At 59.6% G+C, this 24,914-nt stretch carries 30 protein-coding genes and 2 pseudogenes; 16 read left to right on the top strand and 16 right to left on the bottom strand.

Annotated features, from left to right (window positions below; all coding sequences use genetic code 11):
- The first annotated feature begins 167 nt into the window (after window positions 1–167).
- On the top strand, window positions 168–365 hold the full coding sequence (locus V8J63_RS12395; RefSeq protein WP_336464133.1) for a hypothetical protein: 198 nt from the start codon (window positions 168–170) through the stop codon (window positions 363–365).
- A 116-nt stretch (window positions 366–481) separates the two neighbouring features.
- Here the strand turns inward: V8J63_RS12395 and V8J63_RS12390 are convergent, their stop codons facing one another.
- The 13 genes from V8J63_RS12390 to V8J63_RS12330 all read right to left on the bottom strand — a co-directional run bounded on the left by V8J63_RS12390 (window position 482) and on the right by V8J63_RS12330 (window position 7,712).
- On the bottom strand, window positions 482–871 hold the full coding sequence (locus tag V8J63_RS12390; protein WP_336464132.1) for an antiterminator Q family protein: 390 nt from the start codon (window positions 869–871) through the stop codon (window positions 482–484).
- On the bottom strand, window positions 868–1,152 hold the full coding sequence (locus tag V8J63_RS12385) for a hypothetical protein (RefSeq protein WP_336464131.1): 285 nt from the start codon (window positions 1,150–1,152) through the stop codon (window positions 868–870). Before V8J63_RS12385 ends, V8J63_RS12390 begins: the two co-directional genes overlap by 4 nt.
- The gene (locus tag V8J63_RS12380) at window positions 1,149–1,784 is read right to left on the bottom strand and encodes a hypothetical protein (protein ID WP_336464130.1); all 636 of its coding nucleotides are present in this window, start codon (window positions 1,782–1,784) and stop codon (window positions 1,149–1,151) included. The genes V8J63_RS12385 and V8J63_RS12380 overlap by 4 nt, the downstream gene beginning before the upstream one ends.
- Window positions 1,781–3,154, bottom strand: coding sequence for a replicative DNA helicase (locus V8J63_RS12375; RefSeq protein WP_336464129.1), 1,374 nt, complete (start codon window positions 3,152–3,154; stop codon window positions 1,781–1,783). Before V8J63_RS12375 ends, V8J63_RS12380 begins: the two co-directional genes overlap by 4 nt.
- Window positions 3,151–3,954 carry an ATP-binding protein gene (locus V8J63_RS12370; protein ID WP_336464128.1) on the bottom strand — a complete coding sequence of 268 codons (804 nt, stop codon included), beginning with the start codon at window positions 3,952–3,954 and terminating at the stop codon, window positions 3,151–3,153. Before V8J63_RS12370 ends, V8J63_RS12375 begins: the two co-directional genes overlap by 4 nt.
- The gene (locus V8J63_RS12365; RefSeq protein ID WP_336464127.1) at window positions 3,935–4,738 is read right to left on the bottom strand and encodes a helix-turn-helix domain-containing protein; all 804 of its coding nucleotides are present in this window, start codon (window positions 4,736–4,738) and stop codon (window positions 3,935–3,937) included. Before V8J63_RS12365 ends, V8J63_RS12370 begins: the two co-directional genes overlap by 20 nt.
- Window positions 4,735–4,959, bottom strand: coding sequence for a hypothetical protein (locus V8J63_RS12360; RefSeq protein ID WP_336464126.1), 225 nt, complete (start codon window positions 4,957–4,959; stop codon window positions 4,735–4,737). Before V8J63_RS12360 ends, V8J63_RS12365 begins: the two co-directional genes overlap by 4 nt.
- Entirely contained in the window at window positions 4,956–5,288 is a 333-nt protein-coding gene (locus V8J63_RS12355; RefSeq protein WP_336464125.1) for a hypothetical protein, read from the bottom strand. Before V8J63_RS12355 ends, V8J63_RS12360 begins: the two co-directional genes overlap by 4 nt.
- Entirely contained in the window at window positions 5,285–6,049 is a 765-nt protein-coding gene (locus V8J63_RS12350; protein ID WP_336464124.1) for a BRO-N domain-containing protein, read from the bottom strand. Before V8J63_RS12350 ends, V8J63_RS12355 begins: the two co-directional genes overlap by 4 nt.
- Window positions 6,046–6,306: a hypothetical protein gene (locus tag V8J63_RS12345; protein WP_336464123.1), complete on the bottom strand. Its 261-nt coding sequence runs from the start codon at window positions 6,304–6,306 to the stop codon at window positions 6,046–6,048. Before V8J63_RS12345 ends, V8J63_RS12350 begins: the two co-directional genes overlap by 4 nt.
- Window positions 6,303–6,548, bottom strand: coding sequence for a hypothetical protein (locus tag V8J63_RS12340; protein ID WP_126359960.1), 246 nt, complete (start codon window positions 6,546–6,548; stop codon window positions 6,303–6,305). Before V8J63_RS12340 ends, V8J63_RS12345 begins: the two co-directional genes overlap by 4 nt.
- Window positions 6,545–6,904 (bottom strand): DUF3077 domain-containing protein, encoded by a 360-nt coding sequence (locus V8J63_RS12335; RefSeq protein WP_336464122.1) that lies wholly within the window; start codon window positions 6,902–6,904, stop codon window positions 6,545–6,547. The genes V8J63_RS12340 and V8J63_RS12335 overlap by 4 nt, the downstream gene beginning before the upstream one ends.
- Window positions 6,905–7,376: 472 nt before the next feature.
- Window positions 7,377–7,712, bottom strand: a complete 336-nt coding sequence (locus V8J63_RS12330; RefSeq protein ID WP_336464176.1) for a Cro/CI family transcriptional regulator — start codon at window positions 7,710–7,712, stop codon at window positions 7,377–7,379.
- 61 nt (window positions 7,713–7,773) lie between these two features.
- On the opposite strand from V8J63_RS12330, the gene V8J63_RS12325 reads away from it, so the two are divergent.
- The 13 genes and pseudogenes from V8J63_RS12325 to V8J63_RS27800 all read left to right on the top strand — a co-directional run bounded on the left by V8J63_RS12325 (window position 7,774) and on the right by V8J63_RS27800 (window position 17,345).
- A complete protein-coding gene (locus tag V8J63_RS12325; protein WP_336464121.1) occupies window positions 7,774–8,550 on the top strand; it encodes a LexA family transcriptional regulator in 777 nt (258 codons plus the stop codon).
- 128 nt (window positions 8,551–8,678) lie between these two features.
- Complete coding sequence (locus V8J63_RS12320) at window positions 8,679–9,059, top strand: LuxR C-terminal-related transcriptional regulator (protein ID WP_126359954.1); 381 nt, start codon at window positions 8,679–8,681, stop codon at window positions 9,057–9,059.
- A gap of 91 nt (window positions 9,060–9,150) precedes the next feature.
- On the top strand, window positions 9,151–9,585 hold the full coding sequence (locus V8J63_RS12315; RefSeq protein ID WP_336464120.1) for a tellurite resistance TerB family protein: 435 nt from the start codon (window positions 9,151–9,153) through the stop codon (window positions 9,583–9,585).
- Window positions 9,586–9,587: 2 nt separating this feature from the next.
- Window positions 9,588–9,752 carry a hypothetical protein gene (locus V8J63_RS12310; RefSeq protein WP_336464119.1) on the top strand — a complete coding sequence of 55 codons (165 nt, stop codon included), beginning with the start codon at window positions 9,588–9,590 and terminating at the stop codon, window positions 9,750–9,752.
- 46 nt (window positions 9,753–9,798) lie between these two features.
- A pseudogene (csrA, locus tag V8J63_RS12305) lies at window positions 9,799–9,987 on the top strand (carbon storage regulator CsrA); the annotation flags it as partial.
- Window positions 9,988–10,432: 445 nt separating this feature from the next.
- Complete coding sequence (locus V8J63_RS12300; protein ID WP_336464118.1) at window positions 10,433–10,639, top strand: hypothetical protein; 207 nt, start codon at window positions 10,433–10,435, stop codon at window positions 10,637–10,639.
- Window positions 10,636–11,373 (top strand): hypothetical protein, encoded by a 738-nt coding sequence (locus V8J63_RS12295; protein ID WP_336464117.1) that lies wholly within the window; start codon window positions 10,636–10,638, stop codon window positions 11,371–11,373. The genes V8J63_RS12300 and V8J63_RS12295 overlap by 4 nt, the downstream gene beginning before the upstream one ends.
- Complete coding sequence (locus V8J63_RS12290) at window positions 11,370–11,630, top strand: helix-turn-helix domain-containing protein (RefSeq protein WP_336464116.1); 261 nt, start codon at window positions 11,370–11,372, stop codon at window positions 11,628–11,630. Before V8J63_RS12295 ends, V8J63_RS12290 begins: the two co-directional genes overlap by 4 nt.
- A 159-nt stretch (window positions 11,631–11,789) precedes the next feature.
- Window positions 11,790–12,992 carry an Arm DNA-binding domain-containing protein gene (locus tag V8J63_RS12285; protein WP_336464115.1) on the top strand — a complete coding sequence of 401 codons (1,203 nt, stop codon included), beginning with the start codon at window positions 11,790–11,792 and terminating at the stop codon, window positions 12,990–12,992.
- Entirely contained in the window at window positions 12,889–14,124 is a 1,236-nt protein-coding gene (locus tag V8J63_RS12280; RefSeq protein WP_336464114.1) for a RelA/SpoT domain-containing protein, read from the top strand. Before V8J63_RS12285 ends, V8J63_RS12280 begins: the two co-directional genes overlap by 104 nt.
- Window positions 14,125–14,690: 566 nt before the next feature.
- A complete protein-coding gene (locus tag V8J63_RS12275) occupies window positions 14,691–15,278 on the top strand; it encodes a GNAT family N-acetyltransferase (protein ID WP_122880524.1) in 588 nt (195 codons plus the stop codon).
- A gap of 147 nt (window positions 15,279–15,425) precedes the next feature.
- Window positions 15,426–16,487, top strand: a pseudogene (locus tag V8J63_RS27805) (methyl-accepting chemotaxis protein); the annotation flags it as partial.
- Window positions 16,482–17,345, top strand: coding sequence for a methyl-accepting chemotaxis protein (locus V8J63_RS27800; RefSeq protein WP_370593494.1), 864 nt, complete (start codon window positions 16,482–16,484; stop codon window positions 17,343–17,345). The pseudogene V8J63_RS27805 and the gene V8J63_RS27800, both read left to right, overlap by 6 nt.
- A gap of 608 nt (window positions 17,346–17,953) precedes the next feature.
- Here the strand turns inward: V8J63_RS27800 and V8J63_RS12265 are convergent.
- Genes V8J63_RS12265 through V8J63_RS12255 form a run of 3 tightly spaced genes read right to left on the bottom strand, consistent with a single transcriptional unit; the run spans window position 17,954 to window position 22,697 of the window.
- Complete coding sequence (locus V8J63_RS12265) at window positions 17,954–19,504, bottom strand: FGGY-family carbohydrate kinase (protein WP_336464113.1); 1,551 nt, start codon at window positions 19,502–19,504, stop codon at window positions 17,954–17,956.
- Window positions 19,501–21,096, bottom strand: a complete 1,596-nt coding sequence (locus tag V8J63_RS12260; RefSeq protein WP_125927159.1) for a glycerol-3-phosphate dehydrogenase/oxidase — start codon at window positions 21,094–21,096, stop codon at window positions 19,501–19,503. Before V8J63_RS12260 ends, V8J63_RS12265 begins: the two co-directional genes overlap by 4 nt.
- The gene (locus tag V8J63_RS12255) at window positions 21,093–22,697 is read right to left on the bottom strand and encodes an FAD-binding oxidoreductase (protein ID WP_130902748.1); all 1,605 of its coding nucleotides are present in this window, start codon (window positions 22,695–22,697) and stop codon (window positions 21,093–21,095) included. Before V8J63_RS12255 ends, V8J63_RS12260 begins: the two co-directional genes overlap by 4 nt.
- A 188-nt stretch (window positions 22,698–22,885) precedes the next feature.
- Between V8J63_RS12255 and gliR the strand changes: the two genes are divergently transcribed.
- Both gliR and V8J63_RS12245 read left to right on the top strand, forming a co-directional pair.
- Window positions 22,886–23,902, top strand: a complete 1,017-nt coding sequence (gene gliR, locus V8J63_RS12250) for an AraC family transcriptional regulator GliR (RefSeq protein ID WP_336464112.1) — start codon at window positions 22,886–22,888, stop codon at window positions 23,900–23,902.
- A gap of 479 nt (window positions 23,903–24,381) precedes the next feature.
- Window positions 24,382–24,747, top strand: coding sequence for a DUF6124 family protein (locus tag V8J63_RS12245; protein ID WP_095180333.1), 366 nt, complete (start codon window positions 24,382–24,384; stop codon window positions 24,745–24,747).
- The last annotated feature ends 167 nt before the right edge of the window (window positions 24,748–24,914 follow it).

Genomic DNA, 24,914 nt, shown 5'->3' with positions numbered 1-24,914 from the left:
CTTCAACAAAGTCAGGGCTTTGCATTGCTGTCCTCCACAAACGAGTAACCCCCGGCAGATGCCGAGGCTCAGAAAAATGAATTACGACCGTGACGGTCACGCCAACCATGCGAAACGCTGCTTTCCCAATCATGGCAAAATGCCGGCTCAACTACTCGGAGAGCAGCATGAAGAACGATGGAAGCAGCATGACAGTTGGTGAACTGATCGAGGCCCTGAAGGAGGTGCCGAGGGAAACCAAGATCAGATTTCAGGGTGGCCTGAGCTTTTACCGCTTTAAGCGGCGTGGCGAGGACCTGATACAGGTGGAATTCAACGAACCTGTTTACGACGCCCTGGCCTACTACAACGACCAAAAGAAATAAAACTCAGCGCAATAAAAAAGCCCGACGCAATGGCCGGGCTTTGTCTGCTGTGTCGCGCTTGAAAAGCTGAACACGGTGCCATGAAAACAGGTGTTTATCCGCGTGGAAAGACTTTTTTACGCGGCCTCTCGAACTCGTTCCAGCGCGCAGTCAACCCAGGCCACGCCGGCCTTGATGACTTCCCGCGCTTTGGCTTCACCGATCCCGGCCGCTCGGGCAATTCGCAGAGCAGGCCACTTGGCTCCGAAGTAAAGCCAGATGAAGTCGCCCATCTGCGTATCTCGATTGATCAGGCGGGCAACCGCGCCGTCGACGATCAGCGCCAGGTCATCGGTCAGACTGTACTCCTTGACCCCGCCAACGCACGGCGTGTTTTCGCGGATCAGGGCATACAGTGGAGACACATAGCTCGGCACACCCATACCATCCATGCGCCAGAAGCCCCACTGCTCCAGCAGCCACTCGGTATCGCCAAGAGCCTTGCCCACATACGTTCGTTTTTTCATGCTGCCTTCCTCGGGTTTGGCTCATCCATGCCGAACAGCTCCCACAGCAGCTTGTCAGCGATCTTGTTTTTTGCGTTGCCTTCGGTGATCCAGCGCCGGGCGAAGTCCTCGAAGCCCAGGTTGGCGCGGGACGCGTGCCAGTCGGCAATAATGTCCATGAACGCCGCCGAGCCGATCCGGCCATTGGTCTTTTCCAGCAGCAGGCGATTGCCCTGCTTCAGGAACTGGCACTCGACCGGGGTCAAGCTTTTGCGCGGCAGTGCCGCCGTTACGTTGTTCATAGCGTGGCACTCCAAACTTTCAGATATTCATTGGCGTTCATGTTGTTCCGGGCTTGAGCGGAAAGCGCGAGGTTCCATGCTCGATACGCGGCCGCCGGCGAACTGCCGATGCCCATCCATGGCCTGCCTTTGGCAAAGCAGCAGTAGGTGGAATCACGGCCGAAGATGGTCGCCTTCGGCGGGCGGCCTGTGAAAACAGTCTTCCGATGGCCCAGCCAGTCCTTGACCGCGGGCCAGATGATTTGCTGCTCTGCTTTCGAGAAGTCCGTCTTGCCGTTGTTTTCGTGCACCTCGGCAAGGCCATAGTCCTCGTTCGCGACCCAGAGCCGGAAACCGCTCGGCACGTGCAGGATGTCGTACCCCTTCCGCGCCCAGGCCCAATCATCTGGAAAGTCACGGATCGTGGCCGCAATCAATTCAGCTTCCGGACACTCGGGCGCCTTCACCATTACCGCGCCTTTCGGGAGGACGTATGCCTTGCCCGATTCCAAAAAAGACGGTTTTGAAACCTCGCAGTTGGTTGCTTCGTCAATGGCCGTGCGCGTTGTCTCCGGCGGGCGTTGCAGCGGACTGGTGAGATTTTCAAATCTAAAGCCGGTCAATCGACGGAACATCTGTTTCAGCTCGATCATGCCTTTTTCCCCCTGTACTGACTGGCGAACGAGCGGCCCATTTCGACCTCCTCATTGCTCGGCTCACGGTTGCCGGCAAAGTTGACGAAGCGGGCGTACTGGCCCTGCTGCTGAACGTGACATGAACCGACCGGCGCGTGCCTGCACTTGGGCATGATCAACTCGGTGACGCCGTTCTGGCCTTCCTCCGAATCCATGTCGCGGTGGACAAGGATGATGCAATGGGCGTCCGCCTCGATCTGGCCGGAGTCGCGCAGATCAGAGGCGATCGGCTTCTTGCCCGGGCGCTTGGTCGAGTCGCGGTTGAGTTGCGCCAGCAGAATCACCGGCACCTCCAGCTCCTTGGCGATGTTCACGATCCCGGTCGAGATCTTCCCAAGTTCCGAAGTGCGGTTGAACGCTTTGCCGTCCGAGCCGATCAGTCCGATGTAATCGATCACCACTACGTCGAGACCATGAGCGCGTTGCACCTGGCGGGCGATGCTGCGGATTCGTGCCACCGTGAGCCCGGACTTGTCGCTGATGAAGAGCGGCTTATCCATGATCTTGCTCACCGCTGAGGTCAGTCGCGGCCAGTCGTCGTCCTGCAACTGGCCGTCGTCAAGCTTCCGCAGATCAACCCCGCCGATTGACGCCAGCACACGGTTCCCCAACTCCTCCTCGGGCATTTCCAGGGAAAACACCATGCCTACACCCGCGCCGCTGCACGCGATGTGCTGGGCGATCTGCAACCCAAGCGTGGTTTTGCCGCTCCCCGGCAGCCCGGCCACGATGGTGACGGTTTTCTTTCGCAAACCGCGGATCAGCTTGTCGAGATCAACCAGCCCAGTCGAAAGACCAGACTCCAGTTGCCCATTGAACTTGGAGTCGATCACGTCGATGTTGCGCTGGATTACCTCATCCAACCGTTTGTAATCCGGCTCTCCGGTCTGCAGGTCTCGCAGATCCGCCATTGCCTGCTGCGCGCTGGCGATGATTTCGGCGACAGGCCGATTCTCGGTTGCCAACTCCCGCACCGCGTCAGCGGCGTCCACCAGGCGGCGAAGAACGGCGCGCTCGGTCACAACTTTGGCATAGGCCTTCCAGTTGGCGGTGCTGGGCGTGTTGCGCGCCAGCTCGGCGGCGTAGGCCAATGTGCGAGTGCCGCTCGGCAGGTACTCGGCGAAGTCGTGCAGCGTTACCGGGTCAACCGGGCTTCCAGCGGCATGACAGCCGATCATCGTCTGGAACAGCGCGGCATTCTCCGGATCGTGAAAGTCCGCCGCCGAGACCTGGCTGGTGATGGCGTCGAATAGCTCGCCATCCAACAGCATCGCCCCCAGCAGAGCGTGTTCAGCCTCATCGCTGAACAGTTCGCGATATTCACTCATGCGGTTGCCCTCATTGAGGCCCAACTGAAGCCGACGGCCTGACCACCGTTCTGGCGCAGGCGATCGAGCGCGCGGTCGCCGATGAACTGGCTGAGAGCGTTGGCCGGCAGGTTGGACACCACAACAGTGGGCAGGACAAGCTGATACCGGCGATCGATGACTTCGTGGAGCAATCCCAGTTCGTATTCGCTCCCCTTCTGCGCGCCGATCTCGTCGATCACCAGTAGGTCCAGGCTCGCCAGTTCGTTGATCACGTCGCACTCGGTGTAGTCAGCGCCGCGCACCATCGCGCCCTTGGCGATGCGGATGATCTCTGCGGCCGAGACGATCAACGCCGCGGCGCTGAACTTTCGGATGACCTGCTGAACCATCCCACTAGCCAGATGCGTTTTCCCGGTGCCGACGTTGCCAGACAGGATCAGGGAACGGCCGGCGCGGTAGTTCTCTTCGAACTGATCAACGTACGACTGACAGGTCGACAACGCGCGGATCTTTTCCAGCATCGCGCCAGTGGTGAAGTTATCCAGCGTGCACTCGGCAAACCGCGGCGTAATGCCCGACCCGATCAGCAGCTCGTTCAGCGTCGTCGCTTTGCGACGGGCCAGAGCCTCGGTGTGGGCGTCGCTGCGTTTGTCGGCGGTGTTCATCGCCTCCCACTGGCACCGGCGGCAAGCGCGCACCAGATAGGTGCCGTCGAACTGTTCAACCTCGGCGCCGTCGACCGTTCCATGCACCGGGCACTGCGCCTCGAAGAAGCGAACATCCGGCACGCGGCTGAACTTAGAAATTGGTTTGGCCATGTGGCACCTCCGGATAAGCGTTTGCTTCGTGTTGCGGCAGATTGTTGTAAGTCGAGGGTTTACCGCCCTTCGCGCCAGCGCCTGGCAGAACCGAATCGGGATAGATGTCCGACCAGCTACTCGTGGTGGACTTATCCAGCACGGCGTCCGGCTCGGGATGGTTGGCCAGCTTCTTGGCGATCAGCTCGCAGGCACGGAGTGTCAGAGGCGCCCGTTTGGCCTTCCGCATTTCGCAGAAGTCCGCCCACGCTTTTTCGGAAGCGTTCGCCGGTTTGGCAGTGAGCGGATCGAACTTGCCAGTCTTCCCTCGAGACCCAGCAGACTTGTCTGCGCCTTCTTTTGGTTTATTAACGGATAGATGACGGATAGATGACGTATTGGGTGCAGCTGCTGCACCCCGTTCTGTCGTCATTTGCACCCCGCTCTGTTCTGAGCTGCACCCCGTCGCGTCTTCATCTGCACCCCGTTCGGAGCGGGGTGCATCTGGTGCACCCCGTTTTTCGATGAGGTCATACACCACCGGGCGACGGTCGTGGCGGTCGATGTATGCGGCCGCGATTGACTGGTTGCCACGGCGAATCAAGCCAGCAGACTCCAATGCATCCAGCTTGTAACGCACCGTGCGTTCGGAGAGACCGGTGTCAACCGCCAGGGTCAGGGCGGAAGGGAAGGCTCCACGCCCATCGCTGCCTGCGTAGTTGGCCAGGCAGAGCAGGACGTGCCGGCATGTGGAGTCTTTGATCTCCTGCTGTTCCAGCGCCCACACCATGGATTGGATGCTCATAGATCCAATTCCCCTGTAACGCGACGAACGAAGGCGTCGTAGGTCTCAGCCATTACCAGTCCCTGATCTTCCAGTGCTTGGCGGTAGGCCTTGGCCGATCCATACAGAACCCAGCGATCGCGCTCTGGCATCCCCTTGAATTGGCTGTAGCTCGGCCACGGGCCGGCGATCACCGACACCGCACCTTGCACGGTGGATGAGATATGCGGGAGGCCGTTCATTGCACTGTCTCCCAGGCAGGGAGTTGAGGCGTTTCAGGCTCCAGCACCAGAACTTCAAGCTGCCTTTGCTGCACAGCCTTCTGGAGTTCGTCCGGGTTCATGCCAGTCAGCCGGCGCACCAGCACGCGCAGTGCCAACGCCGCGTGCGCCGCCTCAAACTTGGCGTCCTGCATGCAGTACTCGATGCCCTCTTCGTCGAAAAGGATCTCTTGCACCAAGACAGCGCCGGTCCATGCCTTGTATGCGAGCTGGTCGTTCGTGAAGCGCTCCATGTACGCCTCGTCGATCACGGTAGGTTCCGTGGTCGGGTTCGCTGTTTTCTCAGTCATGCGGAAGTCCTCTGGCGCAGCTTGAATCGGCCTTGCTGAATATCGGGGTGGGTGGCTCGCTCGGCCGTGACGAAAGTGCACTCGGCAACGAACCGGTCGAAGCGACGGGTGATGTCGGCTGTTGGCCAGATCGCGTATGGCTGTGCGCCGTCGTCGGCGTGGGCACTGCGCACCATGGCGAACGGCAGAGGCGCGCCGGGGATATCGCGCATCACTGCGTTGATCACCCAGGGTGGGATGCCATGGCGCAAGTTGATGCGCTCGCGGATGGTCGTCATGGATTCGAAGCCGGCCGGCCTTGAGTCGAGGTAACGGACCTGCTCGACGTTGGCCACGCGCGTTTCGATCCGCGCCAGCGCGACCTGCTGCTCCGCCTGTTGGCGTTCGACGTTGATCACCGCTTGAGCCTGCGCCAACAGTTGCTCGCCGGGCGTCATCGGTTGCTGATAACTGCCCGTCTTGCGAATGCTGGGCAATACCTCACCCACGACCCATTCCTCGAATGCCTCTGCCGCGGGCATCTTCGAGCGCATGATCAGTCGGTAAACATCCCGCTCAGGCATGACTTTCGTCATCTGGTCGCCGCCTGCGGAAGGGATGAGGATTTCCCTCACCCCCTTGCAATGCGTGCGGACAGCCTCATGAGGGTTGGAATACTCGAGCAGATCGGCGACGTCCTTGGCGACAAACCACGGCTCGCCCTGGGCATCGGTGATTACGCGGATCTCGGCGCCGCTGAAATTGAAGGGAGTCAGGTTCATTGAACACCTCCCCCGGCGTTCTCGGACTTGGCAATGAGCGTGGCGAACTCATCACCACGGTTCATCAGCTCGCTGCCAATCAGGCGCAGGCCTGCCGCCAAACCACCAACCACGTAACCGTCCAGCGCCTGGTCACAGAGTTCCGGATCATGAGCGCCCACGGTGCCGATGAACTTCGCCAGCGCATCAACGAAGTAGCCGGCCTGACTCATTGCCTCGGCCTCGATCTTGAGGCGATCAACAGAAATCGAAGTCATGGCCGTACCTCCGCCGCTTCTGCGTCAAGCATCTGCTGCTCAAGCGTCGAGTACAGGCTGTACGTGATGAACTCAAGCGCCAGTAGCACCCCGTATTCCTCGTTCGGTGAAAGCGCGCGTTCCTCGGCGGTGTCGCCCGTCCCATGGTTTTCGCGAAGCAGTTTCGCCAGGTGGTAAGCACCAAGGCCTGCCCGGTGGTTGCGCTGCGCTTCAATTACGTCGATCGATACCGGCGCGCTCATTGGGCACCGCCTTGGCTTTTCGCATGCATCACGGCATTGGTGGTCGAGTCCACCAGAGCTTTCGAAATCTCAACCAGCATGCGAAGGCCGAAGATGGCGTTCGTTTCCATCCCCTCATCAGTGAGCGCCGTCATAATTTCATCGACCGCCCCGAGCATCATCGAGGCTGAATTCAAAGCCTCCTCGCAGTCTTGCCCGGCCTGAACAGCAAGAAGAGGACGCGAGTGAATGCCGTCTGCGCTTACGCTCTGGTGGTAGAAATTCGAATGCGTGGTGAGCATCTGCTGTTGCATCCGGTTATGTCCGGTGCTATTTTTCGGGTGCGTCATATCGTTCTCCAGAACGAAGAAGTACATAACCACTCGTCCTACCGAGTGGCGTGATAAGCCCGCTTCCTACAGCGGGCTTTTTGTTGCCCGGAGAAGAGTCAGCCGGACAGCAAAAACTTGGCGGGGGCGTGCTGGCTCATGCCGTATTCCTTTTCATTGGGCAGGCAAAAGCCAACCAGTGGAAGTCGCTCAACAGGCCCTGGCGAGGGCCTTCCCTTTTCACCCGTATTGTGTAAATCCGTAAGCTACCCATGAATCGAGGGCCTTAGGAGGGGCGAGTTTTCGAGTACGCATGCCAGCGGCATTATGTAATTCCTCCGAAATTTCTTGCCTTTACCTAGGTAGTGCTTGGCAACTACCCCCGATAAGGAAAGAAAATTTCGGCATAGAGCCATTTGGCTGAAACCACACACGATTTGGCGGTAACGGCATACAAATAGCTTAGGAAACCGCGCATGCGCGGAATCATTGACCTGAGCGCATGCGAAAACTTTCATACTCACTGCCCAGCACTGGATAGATAAACAGATGGTTCACCAGACTCTTCAAGCGGCAATGAGGCGCGTATCTTTTGGCTCATGGTCGGGGCAACACACGGATTTGAGCTGAGCCGCGATGGAAAGCTCTTGGTTTCAAAAGCGGTAAACCTGCCGTCAGCGTGTTCGATGACAAAAACGTCGCGGCCCACGCGTAATGCCTTGCTCAGCGCACCTTGGGTAATTCCCAAAAGAGACGCTGCCTCAGGCTGGCCGCGAACCTTCGCGAAATCTTTCAGCTGGGTATGTTTCACAGCAAATCTCCAAACAGAACTTTGCCAAAATAGTACCTTTGGCATTTTCACAAAGCAATACCTTTGGCATTTGTTAAACTATTACCGATGGGAATATTATCGACTGATGAAAAAACCATTACCTGCTGACCGCAAAGAAGAATGCCTACGCTTGAAGGCAATTTTCACAGCCAAAAAGAAACAGCTGAAGCTGACTCAGGAAAAACTGGCTGAGCAACTCGGCATCAACCAAAGCTCTGTCTCACACTATCTGAACGGTGTGAATCCGCTGAACACCGAGATCGCGGCTGCATTCGCCAAAATTTTGGATGTGCCGGTTTCTGACTTCAGTCCGCGTCTAGCGGCGATCATCGAGATGGTTGCGTCGTCGCGCGTCACCGCAGACTCATTTCGAACAACCTGGGCTAAAGCCGCTCGCATCATTGATGCCCCCCCACGCGAGCAATATGTCCTGATACCGCAGTATTTAGACGATAACTCTTTCGTTCCGAACGTGAACGACGAACATCGCGGGTTGACCGAGGGCATGGTGTTCAGGCGCGGCTGGCTCCAAGAAATGGGAGTTTCGTTTAGCAGTCTCAACATCGTTTACGCCGGCGACGACAGTATGGCCCCACATATTTTGTCCGGCGACGTGGTCATGATTGACACGTACAAGCCGGCCCTAAAGGATGGTGAGGTCTATCTCGTCCGCATGCCTGATGGTAGGACTAGCGTCAGGCGGGTAGCGCAGCAAATTTCTGGAAGCTGGACGCTCAGATGCGACAACCAGGACAAGCAGCTATTCCCCGACGAGGTGATCCCGAGTTCAGCAGCCGTCGATCTCCCCTTGATAGGAAGAGTGGTATGGCGCGGAGGGAGTGTGAGGGTATCCAGACCCTAGTCGCAAAAAGCCGCCGCTGTTGAGCGGTTTTTTTTGCGCAGTAAAAATTAATATTGCCAAAGGTATTTACATAAATAATTACCTTTGGTAATTTTTACTCCATCGCATCCAGCATGGAGCTTCACGAAATGACCACCAGCACTCTGACCGCCGGCAACTGGCAGGGCAACCTCAAGATGGGCCTGGCTCCTCGGGAGCTTGAAGCCACCCTGTGGGCTGCTGCCGATATGACGGTGAAGCAAATTGGTCGTGCAATGAGTATCAGTCCAGCCACCGCTGAAAAACGTCTTGAAAGCGCCCGCTTCAAGCTTGGTGTCAAGACGATGCGCGGCCTTGTGCTGGAGGCATTCAAGCGCCAGATCATCGCGCCCCTCGTGGTCCTGCTGTGCTTGGTGATGACTGCCCAGCAAGCTAACACCGAACAGTTTGGGCGCATCCGCCGCCCAGGCGAGCGCCGCATTGAAACCCGCGTGGCCGTGCGCCGCATCGAGGTTGCCCTCACCGCTTAACCCAACCTGATTTTCGCGAAAGCCAACACCGCGGCCGGGATTCGCTCGGCCTTGAAAAAGCTTCACCCAACCCACGAAAGAGGATTCACCCATGTTAGGCAAATTGTTCGGCAAGAAATCTGGCCAAGCCCGCGCAGCAGTAGCGAAGCTGGCGAACCGTGACCTGATGGAAGCAGTCGTCTACGGCAGCATCTACGTCGCAGCGGCTGACGGCGACCTCGAAGACAGTGAGCTGTCCAAAATCGAAACCATCCTCAGCAACAACCCGGCCCTTCAAGGCTTCGGCGCGGAGCTGTCCAACACCATCGACCGCGCCAAGACCGACTTCAAATCCGGTGCTCGCATCCTTCGGCAGAACGCTGAAAAGGAACTGGGCGACCTGGCGCACTCCCCCTCCGAAGCGTTGACCGTACTCAACGTGATGCTGACCGTTGCCGAGGCTGACGGTGAGATCGAGCCGGCCGAACTGACGGCGCTGGAGCGCAGCGCGAAGCTCCTCGGGCTCAACCTGAAAGACCACCTGTAACCATGCCGGCCGTGTTCGGCAGGGTGCGATCACTTGCGGCTTACGGGCTCGCCGGTGGGGTTGTCTTCGTCGACTCGGCCAGCCGCATCATTTCAATGGTGGGCGACCTGGTGCTGGTCGCTTTGCTGCTGGTGGTGCTGATGGCGAGAAAGTCGAAGACCAAATGATCGGCCGGGCGGTTCAGCCGCCCTGTCGCTCTCAAGGAGCAGAACCATGTTGATTCTTACCCGCCGATCTGGCGAGACGATCCGTATTGGCAATGACGTCAGGGTCACTGTTTTGGGCATCACTGGCCAGCAGGCGCGCCTCGGTATATCCGCGCCGGAGTCGGTCGCAGTGCACCGTGAGGAAATTCACCAGCGCATTCAGGCAGGTATTCCGAAGGATCAAAAGCCGATGCACATCGACGATCGCGTCCGGATGGTCAACGCCGAGCCGGCCTTCCTCACGGTCGTGTTCAAGTTGCCGAGCCTGAGCGAAGCGAAAGCCCTGCTCGAACACTTGCCTTTCCGTGAAAAAGTCTTGGGCACCGAGGCAGAAGTATTCGGGTACTCAGCCGGCAATCTGATGGAGAGCACCCCATGCGAGCAATGATAATCGCCGCCCTGCTGCTGATTTCCGGCCAAGCCAGCGCCAGCGAACAAGTCATCAGCGTCCAGCACGACAGCGCGCGCCAGGTTACTTGCTGGATCCTGAACAACACCGGCATCAGCTGCTTGCCAGATATTTCGCTCCCACAGAGCGGCACCGCCGAGCGTGAGGCAGGCCGGGCGTCTCAGGCCAGTTCAGTGACTGAGAAAGGGCTTTCGGTGGCCACTCCGCTCCCACAGGATGAGAGGTTCAAGTTATGACCACTTCGAACAGTTTCCTGGAACGCGACCGTGAGAGCGTCACTGGGGGTAACGAGTTTGCAAGCCTGGGCGCCCGCCTCGTTCGTTTCGGCCAGGCCCTTCAAGAGCCCAGCACCACAGTCAGCGAGCTGGCCAAGTTGGCCAGCGCCTGCGGGATCTCGCTCAAACTGCGCGCGGTAGGTGAGTCGGGAGAGAGTAAATGACCAAGCACCTGGCAATTTCCCCAGCGGCACTGCCCACAATCGGCCAGCCATTCGCCGGCGGCTTCTTCGCCGGCCGCATGTTCTTTGGTGGCGATGAGCACGCGCTCATCGACGCCGGTCGCGAGTTCGAAATGCCCGCGCAATGGTGGGACCGGACAGGCCCCCGACTGAGCGTTCGCGGCAGCAAGTCATACCACGACGGTTTGGCCAACACCCTGGCAATGGCTGAGGCCGGAAGCGCGATCGCGCAGAAGGTGCTGACCATGTCGATCCGTGGTCACCGGGGCTGGCACATCCCGGCGATCGAGGAGCTGCAGGTGATGCGAGCCAACCTGCTGCAGCTCGATCCGTGGGGCAAGCACTGGCCCGCAGACGGCGCTGGTGGACCTGCTCAGGCTTTCGCGCTACGCGAATACTGGTCCAGCACGCAGAAGTCATCTGCCGGTAGTGCCTGGTGTCTCCACATGCTGCCCTGGTGCACACCGGACACAAACTGGACAAGCAAAGAAAAGGCTGTGCGGCCGGTGCGCACGCTGCAGATCAAGGCCGGCGCTTTCGTGCACGCCCCATCGACAGATGCGCCAACAGCAGACGCGGATCTGAGCGGGCTTGCCAACTCGGCGGCGGTGGCCAGCGTGATCGAGCGATTCGTGAATGAGGACGCCGGCAAATTCTACGGACGCACCGATGCACTGGTGGCAGAGCTGGCAGCTATTGCAGGAGTCCGCGTATGACTACCAAGCCGATATTCGATGGTGAAAAGCTGGCGCTACTCAGAGCGCGGGCCGGCACCACCCAACGCGATCTTGCTGAAAACGTCGGGACAACTTCGTCCATGATTTGCAAGTACGAGGCCGGCAAGTGCCAGCCCAGGCTAAAGGTGGTGCTGCGCCTAGAGGAAGCGTTTTGCGTTGAGCGCGGCGGGCTGTATGCGAAGGTCGCGACACCACTCACGGATAACGAAAACGTGTCGCGACACGAAGAGCGGTGAAGCTATGCGCTACGTGACCGTCAGGAAATTTGCCAGCGAGTCTGGCTACACAGAAGACGCGATCCGCTCAAAGATCCGTGACGGGATCTGGCGGCTCGGTGAGATATGGATCAAAGCGCCGGATGGCCGGACGCTTCTCGACATAGAAGGATATGAGTCATGGGTAGAGGCGGGCGGGGAGTTCGGGCAGTCTCCGATTCGAGCATCGAAATCACGTTCATGTATCGGGGCGTCCGGTGCCGCGAGCGGATCACGCTCAAGCCCACCGCCACTAATCTGAAGAAAGCCGAGCAGCACAAAGCGGCGATCGAGCACGCGATATCGATCGGCACTTTCGATTACTCGGTGACATTCCCAGGCTCGGCACGGGCGGCGAAGTTCGCGCCCGAGGCTTCGCGCGAAACCATGAACGGCTTTTTGACCAGGTGGCTCGAGGCGAAGAAGAAGCACGTCGCGAGCAGCACGTTCGATGGTTATCGAAAGCTGGTCACCCTACGCCTGATCCCTGCCCTGGGAGACACCATGCTGGTGGACCTGAAGCGGAAGGCAGTGAGGGACTGGCTGGACACTCTGGAGGTGGGGAACAAGACGCTCAGCAATATCCAGAGCTGTCTCCGCTCCGCGCTAAACGATGCGACTGAGGAGGAACTGATCGAGCAGAACCCACTGGCGGGTTGGACTTATACGCGCAAGGCAGCGCCGCCAAAGGAGGATGATGTCGATCCGTTCAGTCCCGAGGAGCAGCAGGCGGTGCTGGGCGCCCTCACCGGCCAGGCGCGCAACATGATGCAGTTCGCCCTGTGGACTGGCCTGCGCACCAGCGAGCTCGTTGCGCTGGACTGGGGCGATATCGATTGGCTGCGGGAAGAAGCCATGGTGAGTCGCGCAATGACCCAGGCAGGAAAAGGAAAGGCCGAGACGACGAAGACCGCGGCAGGCAGGCGCAGCGTGAAATTGCTTCGTCCTGCGATGGAAGCGTTGAAGGCGCAGAAAGCGCATACGTTCCTCGCAGATGCCGAGGTGTTTCAGAACCCGCGCACGCTTGAACGATGGGCGGGTGACGGCCCGATCCGCAAGACAATGTGGGTGCCGGCAATGAAGAAAGCTGGCGTTCGGTACCGACGGCCATACCAGACCCGCCATACCTACGCCTCGATGATGCTGTCGGCTGGTGAACATCCGATGTGGGTCGCCAAGCAAATGGGACATACCGACTGGACGATGATCGCGCGCGTCTACGGTAGATGGATGTCAAACGATGAAGCCTCAATGGGGTCGAAAGCAGTACTCCAATGGGCTGGTGAGCAAGGGCATAAAGACAGATTGCGAGGCGCAGATCAAAATGCCATTATCAAAGAATAAACAACAAAAACCATCGGCGGCGATCATGGCTTGGGTTATTCCTCAATACAGCAAAGAGCGCGTAAAACGCGCCGGTTCGACTTTGTTTAAAGAAGATGCTACTGATGAAGAGTTTGAAGAGGCACTTCAAGTATTAAACAATTGGCGTTCTAGCCATAGCTATCCGGTGAATACGTTTCAAGCCGGATTAAGGAATAAACTTAGCGCCCTCGGTATAGATGGGCTCGTTGCACAACGACTGAAGCGTATCCCTTCAATTGTTTCCAAATTAGAACGTTTCCCAAAAATGAGTCTATCGCGGATGCAGGATATCGGCGGCCTTAGAGCAGTAGTTAGCACCCAAAAACAAATTTATCAGCTCAGAGATTCATATGTAGTGCAAAGTCGATTCGATCATATTCTCGTATCGGAAAATGACTATATCAAAGAACCCAAACCATCGGGCTATCGCGGAATACACCTTATATATCGGTACAACAATCGCAAGGGAAGCGGAAAGTTGTATGAAGGCTTACTACTGGAAATACAGATTCGCAACGAACTGCAGCATGCTTGGGCTACTGCTGTTGAAACTGCGGGAGTTTTCCTCAATCAAGCACTGAAATCTAGCATTGGCAATGAAGAGTGGCTTGAGTTCTTTTGCTATGCGTCTTCAAGCTTCGCCATTTTAGAAAATTCCCCAGCGTATGAAGCGCATCGATGCCTTACAAACCTTGAAGTGTTTTCAAAAATGCTTGATCTCGAGGAAAAGCTTGGAGTCATAAAAAAGCTGGGCATGTACAACACCGTTGTCGAGCATTTACAGGACACCAACAAACAAAACACTCATTATTACTTACTGCAGCTAGACCCCGCAGGGTTGAATGTCAGCGTAAACGGATATGCGCGGGACGCATTGCAAGAAGCAACCACCGAGTATTTGGCGCAGGAAAAACGAGCGAAAGATAAACCAGGCGTACAAGTCGTACTGGTGGCAGCGCAATCACTTGCAGCGCTCCGTAAGGCTTATCCAAATTATTTTCTCGACACAGGACGATTCGTCGCTCGCGTTCGCCGGATCAGGACGCTGGTTGCGAGATGGAATACGCCTTACGTGAAAAAAGTGCGCCGAACAGAAATGCCAGTAAAATGACAGCATTGGCGCTGAACGCCACGTTTTTCGGTAGTTAGACGGGGGTTCAAATCCCCCCGGCTCCACCAACTCGATGAAGAAGACGCCTTAGGGCGTCTTTTTTTTGTGCCTGAAATCCAGTAAATACGGGGTTTCAGGGCTATTGGGCTCCACAGCGTTTCATGCAGATCGATTTTGAAATGTATTCCAAGGCGTATTCCAAGCCCCCTGACTGATAAATTTCGGAATACATATTGCCCGGCGGCGACGGCCTTCAGTTACGAGTCCGAACCAACGGTTCGAGGCCCATCGCCCCTCAACGACAGAGCCCGCCCAATGCGGGCTTCGTCGCATCTGGTGATTGGTATATTCCCGTCAACAAACACGTCGAGCCCACCACCCAGCACGATGAATTTTTCTTCACCGCACTCCACCCCGCGAACCGATAAAATCCCCCCGCTCATTCAAGAAACTACGGTTCGCCCGCGCTCCTAGCGGGCTTTTTTTCGCCTCGGCTTCTCCATATCTTGCCGCTCCCCACCATATTGCGCGACTCTGCCAGCAGATCCCTCGCCAAGGAGCGCTCGATGCCGCTGTTATCCCTGCCCTGCCCGCGCTTGACCCTTGCCATCCTCTCCCCCGATCAGGCCGAGCTCGAAAGCGCTTTCTACCTACGCAACCAGCGTCACCTCGCCCGCTGGTCACCCATCCGCACCACCGACTATTTCTCCACCGCCAACATCCGCCGTCGCCTCGAGATCCAGGCCAGCGCCTTCGAAGCCGGGTTAGCCATGCATTTCGCGCTGCTGTCGCCGGACGGTCAGCAGATGATTGGTGCGTGCAATTTCAGCGGGATTATTCGGGGGGCGTTTCAGGCGTGTTATTTGGGTTATCACATCGATGAGGCGCATCAGGGACGGGGTTTGATGCAGGAGGGGCTGGAGGCGGGGATTGGTTATATGTTCGATGTGCAGAATCTGCATCGGATCATGGCCAATTACATTCCCGGCAATGAGCGCAGTGCGCGTTTGCTTGAGCGCTTGGGTTTCGAGCGCGAGGGCTATGCGAAGGCGTATCTGAATATCGCTGGGCGTTGGCAGGATCATGTGCTGACGGCGCTGGTGAATCCGGGGTTCGAGGCGCCGGATCAGCGTTGGTCGCGGCGCCTGGGTTGAGTTGCGCGAAACCTGTCAGACAAAAATCCTTTCAGCTCTCGGGTTTGCGGCCGATACAGACCTGCTAACACCCCTGCTGGCTCAAAAGAACAACAATCTTCCAGCTTAATTGACGACCAAGAAACCCAACGTTTCTGGAGGATTTGCATGAATAGCTGGTTCGGTAACATCAGCGTGAACATGAAACTCGGCCTGGGCTTCGGCCTGGTGCTGGCCCTGACCTGCGTTCTGGCGCTGACCGGCTGGACCAGCCTCGGCGGCCTGATCGACCGCAGCAACTGGATGAGCGATATCACCCAGCTCAACGCTGGCCTGACCAAACTGCGCGTGGTGCGCCTGCAATACATGCTGACCAACGGCGACGAAACCGCCGCGCAGAATGTGCAGACCACCCTGGAAAGCTTCGCCGCTCAGCAGCAGGCGTTGATCAGCAAATTCAAGAGTCCGGAGAACGTCAAACTGCTCAAGCAGCAGGCCGCGACCATTGCTGAATACCAGACTTCGCTGAACAAAATGCGCAACGCCTATCGCACCGGCAACAGCGCGCGCGACACCATGAGCGCCAACGCCCAGACCGCCTACAACCTGATCGAATCGATCAGCCAGCGTGTGCAGCAGATGGAGTTGAGCGATCAGCGCTTCGAGCAGTTCCAGGCGGTTACTGCGGCGAAGGAAGCGTTCATCCTCGCGCGTTATGAAGTGCGTGGTTACACCGCAACCAGCAATGCCGAGACCGAGCAGAAAGCCGTCGGCCAGATCGACGCGGCCATCGCCAGCCTCAAACCGCTGAATGCGCAATTTGCCGCGACTCAGCAGGATGCCCTGCGCCAATTGGAAACCGCACTGACCAGCTATCGCAGCGCGTTGATGGCGTACAAGAACGCCAACACCGAGGCGGTGCAGGCGCGTAAGGAAATGACCGATCAGGGCACCACCATCGTCGCCCTGAGCGAGCAGCTGTACCAGATCCAGCTCGATCGCCGTGACGCCGAAAGTGCCCAGGCGCGCACCTTCCAGTTGATCAGTACGTTGCTGGCGCTGCTGGTTGGCGTGATTGCGGCGGTGATCATCACCCGTCAGATCACCCGGCCGTTGCAGGAAACCCTGGCCGTGGTTGAGCGCATCGCCAGCGGCGACCTGACCCAGAACGTCACCGTCACCCGCCGCGATGAGCTCGGCGTGTTGCAGCAAGGCATCGCACGCATGGGCGTGACCCTGCGTGATTTGATCAGTGGCATCCGCGACGGCGTCACTCAGATCGCCAGCGCCGCTGAAGAGTTGTCGGCCGTGACCGAGCAGACCAGCGCCGGTGTGAACAGCCAGAAAGTCGAGACCGATCAGGTCGCCACTGCCATGCACGAAATGACTGCCACGGTGCAGGAAGTTGCGCGCAATGCTGAGGAAGCGTCGCAAGCTGCCGCTGCGGCGGATGGCGAAGCCCGTGAAGGCGACAAGGTTGTGAATGAGGCCATCGCGCAGATCGAGCGTCTGGCCAGCGAAGTGGTGCGCTCGACCGAAGCGATGAGCGTGCTGCAACAGGAAAGCGACAAGATTGGTAGCGTCATGGACGTGATCAAGGCTGTCGCCGAACAGACCAACCTGCTCGCACTCAACGCCGCGATCGAAGCAGCGCGTGCCGGTGAAGCCGGGCGTGGGTTTGCCGTGGTTGCGGATGAGGTGCGCGGTTTGGCTCAGCGTACGCAGAAGTCGACTGAGGAAATCGAAGGTCTGGTGGCCGGTCTGCAGAACGGCACCCAGCAGGTTTCGGCGGTGATGAACAACAGCCGCGCGCTGACCGACAGCAGCGTCGCCCTGACGCGCAAGGCCGGCGCCTCGCTGGAAAACATCACCCGTACAGTGTCGAACATCCAGTCGATGAACCAGCAGATCGCCGCCGCTGCCGAACAGCAAAGCGCCGTGGCCGAAGAGATCAGCCGCAGCATCATCAACGTCCGTGACGTGTCCGAACAGACCGCAGCGGCGAGTGATGAGACGGCAGCGTCGAGTGTTGAACTGGCGCGGTTGGGTGGTCAGTTGCAGCAGATGGTCAGCCACTTCCGCGTATGACGTTCGTTTTGCGCTGAGGCTAAAACCGAATCGCGGGCAAGCCCGCTCCCACAGGTTTTCGTGGTCGAGCACTGTTGATGTGTTCACCTCGATAACTGTGGGAGCGGGCTTGCCCGCGATGGCGGTGGGTCAATCAAATCCATGTTGCCTGACACTCCGCATTCGCGAGCAGGCTCGCTCCCACACTGGATTTGTGTGCCACGCTGGATTTTGAGCTCACCGAAAATCCCTGTGGGAGCGGGCTTGCCCGCGATGGCGGTGGGTCAATCAAATCAAAGTTGCCTGACCCTGCGCCTTCGCGAGCAGGCTCGCTCCCACATTTGGATTTGTGTGGGTCACAGGATTCTGAGCACACCCCAGATCCCTTGTGGGAGCGGGCTTGCCCGCGATGGCGGTGGGTCAATCAAATCGACGTTGCCTGACACTCCGTCTTCGCGAGCAGGCTCGCTCCCACATTTGGATTTGTGTGCACTCAGATTTTGAGCAGACCGCCGACCTCCTGTGGGAGCGAGCCTGCTCGCGAAAGCGGTGGGTCATTTAGATCATCATTGACTGACACTGCGCCTTCGCGAACAGGATCGCTCCCACAGGGGTCTATGGTGTCGGGACTATTCGGGATACCCGGTGATTTTGCGGATGCTTTGGTACAGCGGTTTGAGCTGCCGGTACATACGCAAATACACCTCTCTGTACAACTGTTCATAAACCTTCTGCGCCTCAGGCTGCGGTGTGAAAACCGCTCCAACCCGAGTCATCGCCGCAATGGCCGATGGAAAATCCCGATGCAATCCCAACCCCACCGCACAGCAAATCGCCGCCCCCAACCCGGACGCTTCATACACATGCGGGCGCTCGGCCGGCAGGCCGAAGATGTTGGCGGTCAGTTGCATGGCGGCGTCGCTTTGTGAGCCGCCGCCGGCGACGCGCAGGCGCTGGATCGAGACCTTTGAACGTCGCTCGATGTTCTCCATGCCCTGGCGCAGCGCGTAGGCCAGGCCTTCGAGAATGGCCCGGTAGATATGCGCGCGGGTGTGTACGTCGCCGAAGCCAATCATCGCGCCCTTGGCTTCCACGCCCGGTTCGCGGATGCCCGGTGACCAGTACGGTTGCAGCATCAGGCCCATCGAGCCCGGCGGCACCGCGTCGACCAGTGCGTCGAACAGTTGCTCCGGTTCGATGCCCTGTTCTTTTGCCAGTTGCATCTCGCGCAGGCCGAATTCGTTCTTGAACCAGCTGACCATCCAGTAGCCGCGATAGATCATCACTTCGCAGTTGTACTGATCGGGCACGGCCGAGGGGTACGGCGGGATCAGCGGGACGATTTCCAGGTAGCGCGAGCGGGTGCTGGTGATGGTCGCGGTGGTGCCGTAGGACAGGCACACGGTGCGCGCATCGACCACGCCGGAGCCGATCACTTCGCAGGCCTTGTCGGCGCCAGCAGCAATCAGCGGCAGGCCTTCGGGAATGCCGGTGTGGCGGGCGGCTTCGGCTGTGATGTAGCCGAGGGTTTCGCCGGGTTTGTGCAGGGTCGGCAACTGCTCCGGGCGCACCGCCAGTGCCTGCCATTTCCAGTCGCGCGGCGCCGCCCATTTCAGTCGTTTGAAGTCGAAGGGCAGATAGCCGACGCAACAGCCGACCGAATCGACGAAGCGTCCGCACAGGCGATGAGTCAGAAAACCCGAGAGCAGCAAAAACTTGTCAGTCGCCGCCCACACCTCGGGCTGATGCCGGGCGATCCAGTTGGCCTCGGCCTGGGCGCGAAAATAATCCACCGTCGCTTGGACGCCGACCAGTTTGAACAGCCAGCCCCACGGCCCTTTGATGCTGCCCTCGACCTCAGCCTGACGTTGATCGAGCCAGACAATTGCCGGGCGTAGCGGTTTGCCCTTGGCGTCCACGTTGATCACTGTGCCGCGCTGGGTGGTCAGGGACACGCCGGCAATCTGCGCACGGTCGATGCCGGTCTGCTGCCAGAGTTGCTGGCAGGCCTCGCCGAGTTTCGCCCAGTAATATTCCGGGTCCTGCTCGGCCCAACCGGGTTGCGTCGAGTAGTACGCCTGCAAGTCGACTTTGCCTTTGCCGAGCAGATTGCCCTGCAGATCGAAGAGCAATGCGCGCACGCTCTGGGTGCCGTTGTCGATCGCTAACAGGTATTTCATGGCGTGATCTCCGGCAAGCCGTGATCGAGCAGCCACAACAATCGATAACGCTCAATTTCCGCCTGCCAACGCTCATCGTCCCAGGCCAATCGCGACTGGCAGAGCGTGCGGATCGCCGGCAAATAATCCTCGCCACCGCGCGGCAGCAACAGGCCCAAACGGGTGCGGCGCAGCAGCAAATCATCCAAATGCAGAATCATTTCCGCCTCGCAGGCGAACGCCAGCTCTGCCCACAACGTATCGGTGGCGCCAACCGTTTCCAGACCGAGTTCGCCGAGCAATTGCGCCAGCCTCTGCAGGTCTCGACCGTGACGCCCGGCCAAGCGTCGCCATTGATTGCCGCTCAGTCCCGCAATCGTCAGCGACGGCACAGCGGCGAACACCGGCGCGCCGTCATCGACAAAAGAGCGCCCGAGCATCACCGCACACGCCTTGAGCACTTCGAGCGCTTGCGGGCGAAATGTGGTCAGTTTGCCGCCGGCCAAAGTCACGCAACCCGGCTCCTGCCACAACACATGTTCGCGGGTTTCGTTGGACGGTTTGCCCTGCTGCGCACCCGTTGCGCTGCCCACCACCGGACGCACGCCTGACCAGGTCGACAGCACGTCGTCGACGCCCACTTCGGCGCCGGGAAATTGCTGCTGGCACGCGGCGAGCAGATAGTCGAGTTCGTCGCTGGAAATGCGCGCGCTGTGGTCTAGGTCTTCGCGGTGATCGAGGTCCGTGGTGCCGACCACCGTCGCGCCTTCCCACGGAAAGACAAACACCGGGCGCCGATCATGCGCATGCAGAAAAGTGAACGCCTGCGCCACTGGCAAACGCCAGCCCGGCAGCAACAGATGACTGCCGCGCAACGGTCGCAACTGCTTCGCAGCGTCAGCGGGACGGAGGCGCTCAGCCCACGTGCCTGTGGCCACAGCCAACACAGCGGAGCGCAATTGCAGCGTCGCCCCGCCCTCGCCATCTTCGATCTGAACCCCGCACACCCGCCCGCCTTCACGCAGCAGTTGCGTGACGCGCACACCACTGATAATCACCGCACCATCGGCCCGGGCCTCGCGCAGTACGCGCATCACCAGCCGCGCATCATCGGTCAGGGCATCGACAAAACAGCTGCCGCCGAGCAGGCCGTTTTCCTTCACCCCCGGCGCAAGAAAACGCAGTTGCTGGGCGTCATGAAAAGCATGGTTGCGCCGCCCCGCCAGCGCGTCGTACACCGAGAGCAGGCCGCCCATGACGCGCGGCCCGGGAAAGCCGCCGCGATAGTGCGGCATCATGAAACTCATCGGCTCGACCAGCCCCGGCGCCTCGTCGAGGAGGCGCTGACGCTCGCGCACCGAATCGCGGGTCAGGCGCCACTGGCCTTTGGCGATGTAACGCAAACCGCCGTGGACCATTTTCGATGATCGGCTGGAGGTGCCCCAGGCGAAATCGCGCTGCTCCAGCAGCAGACAGCGCCAGCCCCGGCGCGCGGCTTCGCGGACGATTCCGGCGCCGCTGATGCCGCCGCCGATGACGATCAGGTCCCAGGTTTCATCCGCCAGCGTCGGCAGAATCTGCTCGCGCCACTGCGCGTTCCATTGCGCCGTCATGGCCGCGACTCTGGCAACAGCGTGCCCGGGTTGAGGCGCCCCTCCGGGTCGAAATGTTCGCTCAACGCCTGCAACGTCTGCATCGCCAGCGGGCCTTTTTCCCGCAATAGGTACGGTGCGTGATCCTTGCCGACGCCATGCTGATGGCTGATGGTGCCGTGGTTGTCGACGATGGTCTGGCTGGCCGCGTGTTTGAGCATCCGCCAGCGCGCCAGCGTAGCGGCATAGTCGGCGGCCGGGCGAAACACGTAGGTGGTGTAAATGCTCGAACCCTCGCCGTAGACGTGCGAGAGATGAGTGAACACATGCACGCGTTCGCCCTCGGCGGCCAAGGCGTCACGCAGGCTGTTTTCGATCAGGCTGAGCAAGTGGTCGACGTTGCTCCAGTCGGTGGCCGTTTCGAGGGTGTCGACCACGTAGCCGGCGTTCCACAGGTTCTCGCGCAGGTAGGGAAAACGGAAGCGGTTCTGCGCCCACTTCTTGCCCAGCAGGGTGCCGGTGAACACGCCGCCGAAGGCTTTCAGATGGGCGCGCGCGTGTTTCAGCGACAGTGCGTTTTGCTGGCGATTGCCGGTGACGCCGAAGGTCAACAGACATTTGCGGTCGCCGGCGCCGCGCAGCTTGAGGTACTTTTCCAGCCAGGCGATCTGTTGCGGATGGCCCGCCAGCGCCAGTTGTGTTTCGGTTTCCACCGCGTTGGACAGGCGCAGCATCGACAGCGGTACGCGCGCCTGCGCCAGTTGCCGGATTGCTTGCAGCGCCTGCGGCCAGTCGGGCAGGAACACACCGTAGAAACGTTCGTCCGCCGGCAACGCGCTGACTCGCACTTTGACCTCGGAAATGATCCCGAAACGGCCTTCGCAACCGAGCACCACTTCACGCAGATCCGGGCCGGCGGCCGACGCCGGAAACGTCGGAATCTGCAGAGGCCCGGCGAACGTTTCCAGGGTGCCGCCGGCAAACAATTGCTCGATCCGCCCGTAGCGCAACGACTGCTGGCCGCTGGAACGACTGGCCACCCAACCGCCCAGGGTCGACAGCTCCCACGACTGCGGAAAATGCCCCAGCGTGTAGCCGCGCGCACGCAACTGGCTTTCCACTTGCGGCCCGCTGGCGCCGGGGCCGAATGTCGCCAGCAGGCTTTGTTCGTCGAGGTCGGTCAGGCGATTCATCCGCGCCAGCGACACCGTCAGCACTGGGCGCGCGGAGTTTGGTGGATTGATGTGTCCGGCCACCGATGTCCCGCCGCCGTAGGGAATCAGGCACAGATCCTGATCATGGGCGAGGGCCAACAATTGGCGGATCTGTTCGGCCGTTTCAGGAAACGCCACGGCATCGGGATAAGTACCCAGCGCGCCTTCGCGCAACGCCAGCCAGTCCGGCAGGCTCTGGCCGCGCGCGTGCAGCAGGCGATCGTGAGTATCGATGCTGTACAAGCGGTGCGGCACCAGGCGCGAGGTCGGCACTTGCGTCAACGCCGCTGCCAATGTCGCATCGGGCAATGCGCGGCCAGCGCCCAAGCGTTCGTGGAGAAATGTCGCGCCCTGGGCCGGCAGTTCGACCACCGTGCCTGCCTCTCCCCAGCCGTTCCAGCGTCGCATGCGTGTGTCCTTTTTCTGCCGTTGGATCAAGCTTGCATACTAGTCAGCGCTGGAGATCTGTCACGGTCGCATCCGGCCAGATCATGTAGCGAATGGCGCCAAACGTCCGGGCATTTACTTTCGCCGTGCAATCCACTTACCTTGCGGCATTCATTCGCTCACGCGCCGTCGATCAAAGGACCGCGACCATGCCATCGCTCGGCTTCACTTCCGTTCCGCCGCTGCTCAAATACCTGCGTCATGCCGAACAGTTGGGCATGGCCATCGAGCCTGCGTTGGCGGCGGCCGGGTTGCAGGCGCAGCAGTTGAGCGACAACACCTTGCGCCTGCCGGGTGAGGTTCACGAGCGCTTGCTGGATTATTTCTGCGAGCACTCGGGCGATGGGTTGTTCGGGCTGCATGCGGCGAATTTCGTCCTGCCCAATTCGTGGAGCGTGCTCGGTTACATCACCATGAATTGCGCGACGCTGGGCGATGCGATGAGCCGGATCATGCCGTTCGAAAAACTCGTCGGCGACATGGGCGTCAGCCGCGCCGAGGTGCAGGGCGAGCACGTGCATCTGATCTGGACCTGCCGTTACCAGCGGCCACGGATTCGTCGGCATCTGGTGGAAAACGTGCTCGGTTCCTGGCTGCACTACGCGCGCTGGATCGCCGACACGCAGCTGTCGCCAGCCTGCGTATGGCTGGAGCATGCGCGGCCGGATGCGGTGACGCTGGCCGAGTACGAGACGTTTTTTGGTTGCCCGGTGCTATTCGATCAGGCGTATTCGGCGCTGGTGGTGCCGCTGGCTTATTTGCAGTTGCCGCTACGCCAGGCCGATGCGCAATTGCTGCGAACCCTGGAAGAACACGCGATGGGTTTGCTGGCGACGCTGGAAGATGCGTCGCTGGCGCAGCAGGTGAAAAACATTCTGCGCGGTTTGCTCAAGGAGGGCTTGCCGCGCAAGGAGCAAGTGGCCGAACAGCTCAGCGTTTCGGTGCGCACGTTGCAGCGGCAGTTGCAGCAGGTCGGGACGTCGTATCAGCAGATTCTTGATGAGCTGCGTCAGGAGTTGGCGGAGCACTACTTGCTCAATAGCACGTTGCCGGTTCAGGACATTGCGCAGTATCTGGGTTTTACCGAACCGCGCTCGTTTCATCGCACGTTCAAGAGCTGGCGCGGGATGCCGCCGGGGGAGTTTCGGTTGCGGAATCGGCGGTGATGCTGATGGCCTCTTCGCGAGCAGGCTCGCTCCCACAGTAGTTCTCGGTTGTCTGCATTTCCGAGTTCACCGCAGATCCCCTGTGGGAGCCAGCCTGCTCGCGAAGGCGTCATTCGCCACACCGATTAAACACGTCTTGGCACAACCGTTTAAAGCCGCCAGACATTCAGCGAAACCACCCACAATTCCTTGCGCCGCTGCCTACGCCTGCGCCAGAATCCGCCGGCTTGTGCGCCTTGGGGCCTGCCGTTAACTTGATTCGGTCACTGATTTCTCAGTGATCGAGCTTAGCGGCTCGGACAGCATTCCGGTTGTACAAGTCCAATCCAGTCAGGCTCACGCCTGCACTCGATGGTGGCTGTGCGCATGGCATCTTCGGATGCACCGGGTTGAATGCTTACCGGTCCGCTAACTTGCGCACAGCTGCCTCCCTTTGCTTAGCGGCGAAACGGATGCAGCTTCATAAGAGGCAAGCATTCATGTTCAAAGTAACCCCAAACCCGCCACCCACCGACTCGGCATCTCCCTACGAATCCGCCGACTCAAAGAAATTCCACGAAGCCGCCGACCGCGCCCTCGACCATTACCTCGGCCCGTCCAGCGCCGAATTCATGGCCCCGCCCTACAAGTCCAACACGCTGTACATGGCCAATCCCGAGGCCGACAACGAATCGCTGTTGGCCGACGCCTGCGAAACACTAGGGTCGGCGACGGTGATGCTCAACGATCAGGCGGGGCTGGTGAACGGCTCGCAGCGCAAGACGTTGCAGGGCATCGCGCAGATTGTGATGGTCGCGGAGATGGCAGTGAATCGGGTGCTGGATCGGTTGGTGCCGACTGATTGAGGGTTTTTGAGGAATTTGGTGTGGGCTGGTTTTTGTGGGGTGTCAGGGGTTGCCCCTCACCCCAGCCCTCTCCCAAGGGAGAGGGAGCCGACCCGGTTGTCTTGCGCTGTCCGTCGACCTGAAAGACCGAGTCGATTATGGATTCGACGCCATGCATTCAATTCGAT

The sequence above is a fragment of the Pseudomonas sp. CCNWLW23 genome, from assembly GCF_037095675.1.
In the GTDB taxonomy this organism is placed as follows: domain Bacteria; phylum Pseudomonadota; class Gammaproteobacteria; order Pseudomonadales; family Pseudomonadaceae; genus Aquipseudomonas; species Aquipseudomonas atacamensis.
The sequence above is the reverse complement of the archived record's forward strand: the minus strand, read 5'-3'. Positions and strand labels throughout refer to the sequence as shown.